The organism is Providencia sp. PROV130 (genome assembly GCF_028482225.1).
Taxonomy (GTDB): Bacteria; Pseudomonadota; Gammaproteobacteria; order Enterobacterales; family Enterobacteriaceae; genus Providencia; species Providencia rettgeri.
In genome coordinates, this window is the sequence record NZ_JAMPQC010000031.1 from 44,904 (window position 1) to 58,414 (window position 13,511).

The 13,511-nt window shown below is 41.3% G+C and carries 11 protein-coding genes; 1 reads left to right on the plus strand and 10 read right to left on the minus strand.

Annotation, left to right across the window (positions count from 1 at the left end; translation table 11 throughout):
* Positions 1 to 4: 4 nt before the first annotated feature.
* From PSF28_RS20070 to PSF28_RS20085, 4 genes are read right to left on the minus strand one after another with little or no spacing between them, the layout of a single operon-like run.
* Entirely contained in the window at positions 5 to 1,069 is a 1,065-nt protein-coding gene (locus PSF28_RS20070; RefSeq protein ID WP_272685556.1) for a sugar phosphate isomerase/epimerase family protein, read from the minus strand.
* The gene (locus tag PSF28_RS20075; protein WP_210835995.1) at positions 1,066 to 2,142 is read right to left on the minus strand and encodes a Gfo/Idh/MocA family protein; all 1,077 of its coding nucleotides are present in this window, start codon (positions 2,140 to 2,142) and stop codon (positions 1,066 to 1,068) included. The genes PSF28_RS20070 and PSF28_RS20075 overlap by 4 nt, the downstream gene beginning before the upstream one ends.
* Position 2,143: 1 nt before the next feature.
* Complete coding sequence (locus PSF28_RS20080) at positions 2,144 to 3,394, minus strand: MFS transporter (RefSeq protein ID WP_272685557.1); 1,251 nt, start codon at positions 3,392 to 3,394, stop codon at positions 2,144 to 2,146.
* A 27-nt stretch (positions 3,395 to 3,421) separates the two neighbouring features.
* Positions 3,422 to 4,339 (minus strand): GNAT family N-acetyltransferase, encoded by a 918-nt coding sequence (locus PSF28_RS20085; protein WP_210835997.1) that lies wholly within the window; start codon positions 4,337 to 4,339, stop codon positions 3,422 to 3,424.
* 269 nt (positions 4,340 to 4,608) lie between these two features.
* Between PSF28_RS20085 and PSF28_RS20090 the strand changes: the two genes are divergently transcribed.
* Complete coding sequence (locus PSF28_RS20090; RefSeq protein WP_210836003.1) at positions 4,609 to 5,589, plus strand: LacI family DNA-binding transcriptional regulator; 981 nt, start codon at positions 4,609 to 4,611, stop codon at positions 5,587 to 5,589.
* 1 nt (position 5,590) lies between these two features.
* Here the strand turns inward: PSF28_RS20090 and PSF28_RS20095 are convergent, their stop codons facing one another.
* From PSF28_RS20095 to PSF28_RS20120, 6 genes are all read right to left on the minus strand, one after another.
* Positions 5,591 to 5,752 (minus strand): hypothetical protein, encoded by a 162-nt coding sequence (locus PSF28_RS20095; protein WP_210836005.1) that lies wholly within the window; start codon positions 5,750 to 5,752, stop codon positions 5,591 to 5,593.
* A gap of 14 nt (positions 5,753 to 5,766) precedes the next feature.
* On the minus strand, positions 5,767 to 7,737 hold the full coding sequence (gene fhuB, locus PSF28_RS20100) for a Fe(3+)-hydroxamate ABC transporter permease FhuB (protein WP_213942753.1): 1,971 nt from the start codon (positions 7,735 to 7,737) through the stop codon (positions 5,767 to 5,769).
* Positions 7,727 to 8,653, minus strand: a complete 927-nt coding sequence (locus tag PSF28_RS20105; protein WP_210836009.1) for an ABC transporter substrate-binding protein — start codon at positions 8,651 to 8,653, stop codon at positions 7,727 to 7,729. The genes fhuB and PSF28_RS20105 overlap by 11 nt, the downstream gene beginning before the upstream one ends.
* Positions 8,644 to 9,426, minus strand: coding sequence for an ABC transporter ATP-binding protein (locus tag PSF28_RS20110; protein WP_272685558.1), 783 nt, complete (start codon positions 9,424 to 9,426; stop codon positions 8,644 to 8,646). The genes PSF28_RS20105 and PSF28_RS20110 overlap by 10 nt, the downstream gene beginning before the upstream one ends.
* 48 nt (positions 9,427 to 9,474) lie before the next feature.
* Positions 9,475 to 11,550, minus strand: coding sequence for a TonB-dependent siderophore receptor (locus tag PSF28_RS20115; RefSeq protein ID WP_272685559.1), 2,076 nt, complete (start codon positions 11,548 to 11,550; stop codon positions 9,475 to 9,477).
* 287 nt (positions 11,551 to 11,837) lie between these two features.
* Positions 11,838 to 13,469 (minus strand): sodium/sugar symporter, encoded by a 1,632-nt coding sequence (locus PSF28_RS20120; protein WP_036958441.1) that lies wholly within the window; start codon positions 13,467 to 13,469, stop codon positions 11,838 to 11,840.
* Positions 13,470 to 13,511: the final 42 nt, after the last annotated feature.

The window sequence follows — 13,511 nt, forward strand, 5'->3', positions numbered from 1 at the left end:
TCCTTTATTTATCACTCACGATCCCAAGTAATAGTTTGATTTGTTGAAGATTAGTATCTACCGCTGCAAAATCATCAAAAGCATGATCAACCACTGGAATAATATGATTGGCGATAAAATCAGCTCCCTCTTTCGCCCCGGCATTTGGAGATTTAAGGCAACACTCCCATTCCATTGTGGCAACACCGGAAAAACCGTACTGGGTTAATTTGCTGAAAATAGAGACAAAATCAATCTGGCCATCCCCTAACGAACGAAAACGCCCTGCGCGCTCAACCCATGATTGATAGCCGCCATAGACACCGCTTCGGCCATTTGGTGAATATTCCGCATCTTTGACATGAAATGCGCGAATGCGTTGGTGATAGCAATCAATAAACGCAAGATAATCCATCTGCTGGAGCAATAAATGGCTTGGATCGTAGAGAATATGGCAACGCGGGTGGTTATCGACAAGGCCGAGAAAACGCTCAAATGTCACGCCGTCGTGTAAGTCCTCCCCTGGATGCAACTCGTAACATACATCGATGCCACACTCGTCAAACACATTCAGAATAGGCAACCAACGCAACGCAAGTTCAGCAAATGCTTCATCAAATAGCTGTGCATTGTGGGGTGGCCAAGGGTAAAAATAAGGCCACGCCAGCGCGCCTGAGAAAGTCACGTGCGTAGTTAGTTTTAGGCGCTGCGAGGCTTTTGCCGCTTTGATGAGTTGCTCTGCCGCCCATTGCTGGCGCTTTTGAGGATTGCCTCTGACGCTCACAGGGGCAAAACCATCAAAAACCGTGTCATACGCTGGATGTACCGCAATTAATTGGCCTTGTATATGAGTCGATAACTCACTGATCTGAATACCATATTGCTGTAACATGGCAACCAGCTCATCGCAATAAGTTTGGCTTGTGGCTGCCAAATCTAAATCAAAGATATGTGGGTCGATCGTTGGCACTTGGATATGGGTAAAACCTAGGCTTGATGCCCATTCAGCGAGGCCTTCTAATGAGTTAAAAGGGGCTTTTTCGCCAATAAATTGTGCCAGAAAGATACCGGGGCCTTGGATTGTTTTCATGACTCACTCCCTAAAATCACGGTGCGCTGTGTACGCACAGCTTCATCCGCAGCAAGAACAATTCGCAAGCTATTGAGTGCGTCTTGTAGATGCTGTTCTAATGAAAATTGTTCCGTAATCGCTTGAATAAAATAATGTTGTTCACTTAGGCACAGCGCCAAATGGTCTGGTTCGTCTTGGCAGTCAACCCAACGGTCAGGATGCTTAAAGGCATTGTTTTTACCAAGCTCTGCATAGTGAATACGTAAAGAGTCAGTGCGTGTGTGCCCATCGACATTGTCACTATTTCCTTCTCCATGCCGAGCCATTATCGAAACCGCACCGCGAGGGCCTATGACATCTTTGATAAAATACGCCGTTTCGCTGATCATTGGCCCCCAAGCCGCCTCATACCAACCCACTGAGCCATCATCAAAACGAACCTGTAATTGACCATAGTTATACATATTGTCTGGTAATTCATCGGTCAATCTTGCGCCAATAGCGCTGACACTCACTGGTTGAGCTTGAGTCATTTGGCACATCACATCTAAATAATGAACGCCGCAGTCAACTATCGGTGATAGTGATTGCATCAGGTTACGGTGTACATTCCACATCTGACCATGGCTTTGTTGATTCAAATTCATTCTCATCACTAATGGCTTACCCAGCTCATGAGCTAGATGAATGAATTGTTGCCACGATGGGTGATGACGCAAAATATAACCGACCACCACTTGTCGATGGGCTTGTTTAGCCGCAGCAATGACACGCTTAGCCCCTTCAACCGTAGTGGCTAACGGCTTTTCAATAAACACATGACAGCCAGCCTTGAGTGCTAGCAATGCATAAGCTTCATGCGTATCAGGGTATGTCGTTAAGCAAACCGCATCTGGTTGCGTTGCTTTTAATGCCTGTTCGTAATTATCAAACGTGGCATATTCACCACCTAAATGTTCATTGAGAGTGTTTTTTGAATGGCCACGAGCCACCAGCCCGCAGATATCAACCCCTTCCATTCGGTGGTAAGCCTCTGCATGAGAGGCTCCCATATTGCCGCAACCAACGACTAAGACGCGTAAATTAGCCATCTTATTTCCCCTCCACCGGCTTTTCTTTATAATTGAACGTGAAGAAGAACAATGCGGCTATCAGTAACGCACCTATCGCTGGGTACCACCAGAAACTTTGCCATTGTGGCAGAGCCGCTGCACCTTCTGTTGTAACAATGCTATTGAACAGCATGCCACTGATTTGTGAACCAATTAACATCCCCACGCCATAGGTGAACAAAACCAGCAAGCTCTGCGCCTGCCCTTTTACTTTCTCGCCAGCAACTTTGTCTGTATAGATAAAACCAATAACAAAGAAGAAGTCATAACACATACCATGTAAGAAAATGCCGATATAAATCATCCAGCGCAGTTCTTCAGCGATCCCTAAGGCAAACATGACATAACGTAAGCACCAAGACAGCATCCCAATGAGTAACATCACTTTAATGCCAAGACGTGCAAAGAAGAAGGGTATCAATAACATAAAGAACAGTTCTGACATCTGCCCTAAAGACATCACGCCACCAACGTTAGTAAACCCTGTCGCTGCAACAAATGGCGCCGCATAGGCATAATAAGCCGCCAATGGGATGGAGATCAGCATTGCGCAAATGATGAAAACTAAAAAATGACGTTGCTTGAGCATGGCAAACGCATCCGCACATAACAAGTCGCGCATTGCTACGGGCTTACCTCGTTCTGGTGCTGGCGTGTGTGGTAATGTAAAGCTGTAAATCGCCAGTACCAACGAAGCCGCTGCCGCCAAGGTGAAAATTTCTGTACTATCTGATAACCCTGTTGAACCGACAATCAACCCCGCAACAATCCAACCGAATGTACCGAATGCACGCACAACTGGGAACGCTTTCTCACTGTTCGGTAAACTATAAAAGGCAACGTTGTTACTAAGAGCAATAGTTGGCATATAGCAAAGCATATAACCAAAGATTATCCATAACAGACCGCTATGATCCCCCGTAAAGTAACTTGGGATCATCCATAATAAAGCGGCACCGACGAGATGCAGTACACCAAGCACTTTTTGTGATGCAAAGAAACGGTCAACCACCATCCCTAGTACAAAAGGAGATAAAATAGAGGCGATAGGCCCTGTCGAATAGGCATCACCAATAATTGCTGATAAACCATATTTCCCCATGACAACCCCTAGCGTGACATACCATGCCCCCCACACAAAAAATTGAAGGAACATCATTAACGCCAATCGCGGTACTACCCATACATGGACAGTATTTTTACCGCCTTGAGCAAGACTATTTGTACCCATAAGACCCCCAATAATTTCTATTTTTTATTAGCCACTTTCAGGTAAAAAGGACGGCATAACTACGCCGCTTGGTTTCTGCGCATAACCTTTGGCTTGCGCAAGATGCAGTTCACAAATTCGACCGCCCCATCGCAATAGTGCTTGGCACAGTGCATTTCGCTCTACGGGAACTAAAACGACTGGCATCGCACCACGATGATGTTTGTCTAACATCCAACCGAGTAAATCCAGTGCTACCTCATCACGATAGCTGCAGCCGGGTCCTAGCATCCTCGATGCGGGGTGTGCGATAGAGGCAAGATAACCTTCGATGCACTGGTTATGCTCCCAGACTGCAATTCGCCATAACCCACTAGTGTCATTCAAAAAATATTCAATATCCCGCTGACGGCTAATACCTAATAAATCCGCTTCCAATTGTAAAATAGCTGGTAAGTCTTCGGTTCGAGCATCTCGTACAATTCCTTCGGTCAAACGAGGGAGATTTACGCCTTGCTCGGGTACTGAAATCACCATGTCTTGGTATATTGCATAAGGTGTAAAACCGCCACGGCGATAAAGAGAATAAGAGTCTAAATTCAGAGCACTTGAAATTAAGCGAATGGGTAAATTTCCTGCTAATTCATCCGCTTTGGACAATAATTTCTTTGCAATACCCTGTCCGAATGCATCGGGATGGACATTCATAATCCCAAGGCCCAAATGGGTTTCTCGTGGGTGAAAAAAACACGAGCCAAGAATATTAAGTTGTGGATCACGGGCTACCCAGTGGTAGTCAGGATCAAGTTGTTGGTATACATCAACAAATAAATGGCACTCTTCAGGCGCAGACTGAAATATTGCGCCTAAACCATGTTGCTGATACCAGACATTCGTTGAGTGATAAATCAAATGCGCGACTTCACTCCGATCAGTGTATTTCGCAAGCTGTAGTTGTATATCCATTCATTACCTCTCATGTTTTATTGTTTATAAAATGAGGCTTTTTGCTAAATGGCAGCTAAATTCCAAAATGAAATCGATTACATTTTTACTGAAATCGATTTCATTTATAAAATATAGCCAAATTGTTTCTTTCAGCAACTAGCTGAATGGTTCAATAATGACCTAAAAGATAAATTTGCAATCTGCATCACAAGTTGCTTGTATCAATCGTACTTTTCATCACGATGTTGCATACTGTGCATGGCAATAGACAAAAGGAAAAGTGAACAATGTCGATAGAAAAAGTGGCGAAAATCGCAGGAGTCTCTGCCGCAACGGTTTCACGGGTATTGAATGATCAACATATTGTCAAACCCGCAACTCGCGATAAAGTTCTCGCCGCCATCGCTCAGTGTAATTATCAGCCTAATTTATTAGCGCGCCAACTACGCACCTCCCGTAGTCGTATGCTATTGGTGTTGGTGTCTAATATCACTAACCCCTTTTGTTCACTAGTTGTACGAGGTATTGAAGAAGAAGCGGAACGCCACGGCTATCATATTTTGTTATGTAATTCTGAATCCAATCCAACACGTGAATCCGCTTATCTGAGTTTACTCAGAGGTAAGGTTGTTGATGGCGTCATCACTATGGATGCAGTGAGTTGTTTGCCAGGGCTTACGGATATGATTGGCGATTTTCCGTGGGTGCAGTGTGGTGAGGGGGATCCAGAATTTCGTGCTTCTTCGGTTACTATTGATAATTCACAAGCCGCTAGCGCTGGCGTTTATCATTTAGCAGCGAAAAATTGCCAACGCATTGCATTAATTAACAGTGATATGCGTTACCTCTATTCGCAACAACGGGAACAAGGGTATCGAAAAGCACTCACTGAACTTGGCTTTGAGTATTGTAAAATCGAGTATGTAGAAGAATTAGATTACACCGCAGGGGCGAAAGCCATGGAAAAGTTACTGCAAAATGCGCCCAAACCCGATGCTGTATTCGCGATTTCTGATGTCATCGCAGGCGGTGCAATGAGTGTTTTACATCAGCAGGGGTTGCATATTCCCAATGATATTGCCGTGTTAGGGTTTGATGGCGTGCCCTTCGGTGAAGTAACCACGCCGCCATTAAGTACTATTGTACAGCCGATGCATCAATTTGGCATCCGTAGCGTTCAACTGCTACTCAATAAAATTAAGCACCCGCAACTCGATGACAGCCATGAAATCCTCGAATGGCAATTAATTGAGCGTGGCTCAACTTAACTCACCTTTTTACTGCCATTCTGGGGCTGTGGTATTGAAATAATACGGATAAGATAAATACTACTATTTTCTTTTCGTATTTATCTTTTTTTATAGCCCTAGCGATATGACCTGACTTATCAATATTAGTTAGGTCTTTTTGAGTAGCGATTTGGTTAGCCATATTTACACCATAAATTATGACTTGATTTTATTCATCGCCATCAGCAATAAAAAATACCCGCCACCTAAAATGGCGACAAATATTCCAGCAGCTATCTGTGTTGGATAAATAATAATTTGTCCTAACCAATCTGCCCAAACCATTAATATACTGCCGATCAACCCACTAATAATAAGTTGTTGTTTCGCCTTTTTAGCGCCAACTAAAAAAGCCATATGGGGTGCAACTAAACCAAGAAATGCAATAGGGCCAACAGTAGAAGTGACAAAAGCACACAATAATGCAACTAAGATTAATAGCAATATAGTCGCTAATTGTGAATTTAGTCCTCTTCCCTGTGCAAATGACCGACTAATTGATAATAAAACTAGCCAACGATTTAACGTGATCGCTAATATAGCTAACACAACAATACTGATTGAAAAAATAATGGCCTGTTGCCCTTCCACACGATAAGTTGACCCTGAAAGCCATAATAATATCCGATAGCTACTCAATGTACCTTGAGCTAAAAAGAACTGAACAAAAGCTTCTAACGTTGCCGTTAGGCAGATCCCTGTCAAAATTAAGCTTGCTGGTGCGTATTGGTGTCGCTTACCTAGGTACAACAATATCCCTAATACAATCAGGCTCCCGATTAAAGCAATACCCCAAAATGAGGTTTGAATAGCAGTGCCTAATAGTAAACTAAATAGAACAAGTGCCGCTGTAGCACCTGAAGAAACCCCTAAAATATCTGGGCTGGCCAACGGGTTATAAATAATTCTTTGTAATAAAACGCCTGCAATACTCAATGCTAAGCCAGAGAATATAGCCGCTAATAAACGAGGCCATTTAATATCCCATTGAAAACTTGATGGCAGTTGCCAATAATATTGTTCACCATTCGTTTGTAAGCAAAGTGAAAATACAACTCCACTTGCTAACAATAAAATAAGAATACATACCGTGGTTTTGGAAAGTATTATTTTTGTTGGTAATAGACCTATCGATAATTGATCTTGGGCTGTCATTGCTCGGCGGCTAAACCAGATCAATAAAGGAGCACCAATAGCAGCAGTCATTACCCCCGTAGGAACCACAATATTAAGGTAGTTTGTTAGTGCGATAGCCCCGCTGTCTGCAAGAAGCAATAAAATAGCGCCTACAACTGCACTGTTTAATAACTCTTGCCTTGCACTCATATTACCCATTCGCCGTACTATATTTGGGGCTAATAAACCAATAAAACTAATAACCCCTACAGTTGAAATAGTCGCCGCCACTAACCAAGATGCTAAAACAATAAAAAACAAGAAAGTAGGTAAAACGGATAAGCCACGAGCTTTAGCCCCCTCATGACCTAATTTCAATAATGTCAAAATACGAGGTGCAAAACAGATAATAATAATGATAGGGAACAATAAAGGTAATAAACCAACCACTTTTTGCCAGCCATCTTGCGCTAGATTTCCAGCTCCCCACATAAAAATGTTTTGTGCAAATTGAGAATTTAATGTAATTAATGCAGTCGCTATAGCACCAAACAAAATATTGATGACCATTCCCGAAACAACTAACGGAATGCCTGTCATATTGCGAATACCTGCAATTAATATTACCAACCCAAATGCAAGTAATGCTCCCACCATCGCAGCTAGCGTTTGATATAACCCAATCTCATTACTAAACCAAATATTGACTACCACTAATGCTAACCAAGCACCGGATGATGAACCTAATGTCAGTGGTGAAGTAAGATTATTTTGTGTTAATTGCTGCATCAAACTGCCCAATAAACCAAAAGTCGCGCCCACTAATAATGCCATAGCAAGGCGTGGTAATTGGCCATATAAATAAAAATAATCAGCAAACGTATCGGCTGAAGCAGGATGAATAATTAAAAATAATTGCTGACTGAGTATAACCCCAGGTTCGAGCTGAAGATTAATCAGCGCAAACACCATTAATACAAAAAATAGTATTGAGTACTGTTTAGTTGTCATTATGAGGAGCAACCTGTAATAAGCTTTCTGTTAATGCTTCCGCCATTAATTGCAAGGAAAATACACCACCATAATTCCAAACGGGACGAACACTATTTATCCGCCCTTGTTTAACAAAGGGCATCGACTGCCATAAAATAGAATCATTTAGTTTTTTTTCTTCTACAAATGGTTTGATATATAACACGTACCCATCATTAATAAACTGTAATGAATTTATTCGTCTCTGTTCTATTCCCCAAGCACGTGCGGGAACTAAAATAGCGGGCTTTAATGCAAGCTGTTCAAGAACATAATTTAGCGTTGAGTTCTCAGTATAAAGAAAAATAGTGCTTAAACTTGAAAACCGGATAACAGCAACATTTGGTTTCGTGGAAAAAGCTCGTTCAAGCTGTGATCTTAATTCAGCAAAACGTTTATCCATTTTCACTAAATATTCATCGGCAAAAGAGGTTTTGTTAAATAAGTGAGCCAACGTTTTAAAATGCGCAATGGCTACAAGCCCTGAGTCATCTTGGCGTGCAAAATTTGATAAATAAACGACTGGCGCTATTTTTTCCAATAAAGGCAGTAAATCTTCTTGCGCGCTACTTGCAATAATAACATCAGGTTTCAATGCGGCAATTTGCTCTAAATTAGGCTCAGCCCGGGTTCCTACCTCTTTGACTGAAGAAGGAACAACTGGGTCAACAACCCATTGCTGGTAACTCTCTAATTCCGTGGCCCCAACAGGTGTGACTTCAAGGGTTAATAGCTGCTCCAGTAAATCCCAATCTAAAACCACAACACGCTGAGGCGGCGAATTGAATTCGATAATGCCACGACTGTCCGTGACGGAATAAGCCCGTATATAAAATGAGCATAATAATGTACTTGTTAATAAAATAAGGCCAAGCAAATTGATTTTTAAGCGCATACGATAGCAACCCTATGATGTTCTGATTCTGGAAAATTAGGGTGTGGTATTAACTTAATCGGGGTATCGTAGAGTGACGATAGCCTTGCTTCATCATGAAGAAGAATACTTTTTCCCTCAAATTCTATTTTCCCTTTTTTTAATGCCACTATGTGTGTTGCATAGCGTAAAGAAAGGTTGAGGTCATGAAGGATCACAATCACACCAATCCCATGAACTATATTAAGCTCACTCAATAAATTCATTAACTGGTATTGATGGTGAATATCTAATGCTGAAGTCGGTTCATCCAGTATTAAAACCGGTGATTGTTGAGCAAGTAACATCGCAACCCATGCGCGCTGGCGCTCTCCACCAGATAAATTGTCCGCTAAGCTCGAAGAAAACCCCTCAACCCCCGCTTTTTCCATTGCTTGCTGGATAATAATTTCATCGTCAGCTTGCCAGCGACCAAGTGCACCTCGCCACGGAAAGCGGCCTAACCGTACAAGTTCTTTCACAGACAGCCCCGCTGAGGCTGGCAGTTTTTGTGGTAAATACGCGATTTTCTGCGCTAATTCTTTCGTTTTATATAGAGAAAGACTCGTGCCATTTAAATCGATTTGTCCGCTATCCGGTGCCATCTGCCCTGAAAGGAGATTAACCAGTGTAGATTTTCCTGAACCATTATGACCAAGAACCACTGTGAGTTCTGTTGTCGGTATATTTAGCGAATCTATAGATAAAATAGAACGATGATCACGAACGATATTAATATTTGCTAATCGAAACATAGAAAGGACTCAAGGCATGCCAAGGTTATTAGCATGCCTTTTTTAAAATTACCAAGTGTACTTTGTTTGTAACACAAATGAACGCGATTGGCCGTAGTAGCACCAGTAATCACAAGATGAAACATACTCTTTATTGAGGATGTTATTCATATTAAACTGGAACTGCCAATTATTCGATAATTGATATATCGCGGCCATATCCCAGAGCGTCGCACTAGGAACAGAACGGTTGCTGCTCGCTGGGTTGTCTTTTGATTGACCATAATAGCGAATACCAGTTCCGAGTTTTAACGACTGGTTACTCATGATTGGAATTTCGTAGTCAGTCCAGGCAGTCGCCATATGTTTGGGGATAATGCCAGCCTGCTTGCGTCCTTTTCCTCCCGTATTATCTGTTTGCGCATTGGTATAAGTGTATGTCGCTTTGATATCCCAATTATCAGTAACACTTGCGAAGAGCTCTGTTTCTATACCTTGTGAAGTCACCTTACCCGTTTGAGTTGCAATAAAAGTCTTGGGATTGGTCACTAACGCATTTTTTTGTTCGATATCGAACCAAGCAATATTCCAATAACCATCCATAAAATAAGGCGTATATTTGATACCTGCTTCAAATTGCTCACCTTTAAGTGGTTTATACAGTTTTTGGGTGGTTGGGTCGATCGTCGATTGAACTTCAAAAGATTGAGAGTAATTTAAATAAGGTGAAATGCCATTGTCAGCGATATACATTAAACCCGCATTTAAACTCATCTGCCCATCGTTTCTAGACTCATCTTCTGCTTTTTTATGTGCTTTATTTTCAGTTTTTACCCAATCATAACGTGCGCCAATGACCCCAATCCATTTGCTATCAAGCTTTGTTTGGTATTGTGAATAAATACTAGTTTGTGTTTTATCAATAGTGCGATGAATATTATTAGATGGGTCTAGTGGGGTATAGTGTCCATAAACTGGCTTCCACGGGTTAATTTTACCAAAAGCATAATTATCCTGTTCATCACCTTTGGTTTGATGATATTGAAATTCAATACCCGTAAGTAAAGTATTTTCAAACCGCTCACTATCCCATTCACCGACAATATTGTTATCTAAGCTAAAACTTTGGTTTTTACCATCGCGAAAAACAACACCTCGCTCCAATTCTTGCACAGCAGGATCTGCATTAAAGAAGGCGTAAACGCTTCTGAGTGTTAGGTCGTTGTAACCGTAATTCACACGCTGCGCAAAACGCCACTCATCATTAAATTGATGTTCTAATAAATAACCCACTGAAAACTGAGTTCGCTTATATTTATCGTAATCAGGCTCACCTAAATTGGTTGATGGTTTAATTTTGCCATAATTAGAGTGAATTAATGTTCCCGCTGCGGGGAAAAAAGGATTCGTGGGCGTACCATCATCGTGCAGATACGTTCCCATTAACGTAAGTACAGTTTGGTCAGACAAGTCAAATGCCGCACTTGGCGCCAGATAAATACGTTTATTATCTGTGTCTTTGAGTTCCCCATCCGATTTTTTCATCGTTCCCACTAAACGGTAGCGGGCACCTACATCCGCTGATGCCGTAGAAAGATCAAAACCTAGCGCTTGGTGATCGTTATTACCCGCTTCTAAAAATATTTCATTTTTAGCATTAATAGATGGTTTTTTCGTTACTAAATTAACAGCGCCTCCAGGAGTGGATTCGCCAAAGAGAACAGCTGATGACCCCTTCACGACTTCAATACTTTCCAACCCATAAGGTTCAAGCAACCAAGTATAATAGCCATCTCGATATAACCGGCTATTATCTAAATAGGTTGCAGCATCAAAACCGCGGACTTTGAACCAATCAGTATCATTATCAGCTCCATAAGGCTGTGCAACAACCCCTGAGGTATAACGAAGTGCTTCATCAATTTTTTGCGGAGCATGTATGGTCAAATCTTGTTCGGTAATAATCGAAACTGATTTTGGCGTTTCTTGCAGCGCAGTATTCACTTTGAGTGCTTGTGCACTGACAACGAAAGAGTCTTGTTTGTCGCTATTTTGTTCATTTGCCATGGATTGGTTTTGAACAGCCAGCGCTAACAAGGTGAAAATGGCAACCTGATGTAAACGAAATAAACCTAAATTTTTCACAAAATAGTTCCAATGATAATAATAATAAGTCTCAGTATTATTCCTAAAAATAAGTCAAATTAAAATCAATTTGGCATATTTACTTATAACAAATAGTTATTAAAAAAATCAATTTAGACACAATTAATCATACATAAGAAAGGGATATTATTAGGCGAGAATAACGAAAATGATTGCGATATTAATGTTAGCTCATTATTTAAGTTAATAAATGCAAAAAATAAGGCGGGAGTGTTCCTTCCCGCCTAGTGCTATCATTTAATTATCAGGTTGTTAGAAATATTGCGCTACCAGAACAACGCATATAACACGCACAAGATAACCATAATTGCGTAGGATGCGATATTGAAACCTGTCGATGTTTTAAAGGTCTCCGACGTTAAAATAATTGCCCCCTCACAGTCATCTTCTTTTGCCGTTGTCAGGCTAATTAAACCAATCACGACCGCAGTAAAGAAGAAGGTGTACATCATTTGGTCAAGGAATGGCATACCTAACGGCATCAGTTTTAAGAATAATGCAAACGGAATTGAGAGCAGCACACCGATAATCGCGCCTTTTGCATTGGTTTTCTTCCAAAATAAACCTAGTAAGAATACCGCTAAAATACCAGGGCTAACTAACCCCGTATACTCTTGAATATATTGGAAAGCCTGTCCAATGTTACCTAATAATGGTGCGATAAAACATGCCACAATTAACGCAACAACCGCGCTGATCCGCCCGACATTCACTAATTTATGGTCCGCGGTTGACGGAGCAATATATTCTTTGTAGATATCCATAGTGAAAATAGTTGCCACTGAGTTCAGCATAGAAGCTAAAGAAGAGACAATAGCCGCAGCTAATGCCGCAAATACGACCCCTTTAGCGCCGACAGGTAAGAATTGTGTTAACCATGGGTAAGCTTTGTCCGCTTGTGCCAGTGTTGGCATATGTTCTTGTGCCATCGTTCCTAATCCCGCCAGTAATGCAGGGTCAGAAACAATCACAAATGCTGCAATACCCGGTACAACAACAAGGATTGGGACAATCAGTTTGAGAAATGCCGCAAAAACCAAGCCTTTTTGTGCTTCATTAATAGATTTGGCCGCTAATGCACGTTGAATAATATATTGGTTGAAGCCCCAGTAATATAAATTGGCAACCCATAGTCCGCCAATTAATACGGCAATACCGGGTAAATTGCTAAATTGCGGGTTGTCTTGGCTTAAAATCATTTCAAAATGTGCAGGTGCTTCACTTGCCATACGGCTCATCCCCGCGAATAAACCTGCATCACCGCCAATATAGCTCACCGCCATTATTGTGGTTAAAAAACCGCCTAAAATTAAAAAGAAAACTTGTACGACATCTGTCCATGCAACCGCAGATAGCCCGCCATAAAGAGAATAAATCACAGCAAATAATGCTAAACCAAAAATAGCATAATGCATTGGAATACCTAGGATTGTCTGTAATGCTAACGACCCTAAATAGAGAACTGAAGTTAAATTAACAAAGATAAATAATGCTAACCAGAATACAGCTAAGATCGTTTTTAATGTTTTATTAAAGCGTTTTTCAACAAATTCTGGAATGGTAAAAATACCTTTATCGATAAATACGGGCATAAAGTATTTTGCGACAATAATCAGTGTTAGTGCCGCCATCCATTCATAGGATGCGATGGCTAAACCAATTGAAAATCCAGAGCCAGACATACCAATAAATTGCTCTGCAGAGATATTTGCCGCAATCAGTGAAGAACCTATAGCCCACCAAGGTAATGTTTTTCCTGCCAGAAAATAGTCTTTTGTACCTTTTTTTTGCCCTTTTTTATCTCGAGAAACCCAAAGACCCACACTAATAATGATAAGCACATACAGAATGAATATTCCGTAATCTAATGTGCTTAACCCAACCCCTTCAGTTTGCATAATCAAATTCCTTCGCCAAATGATAACGAAGCAAGTGTAAAC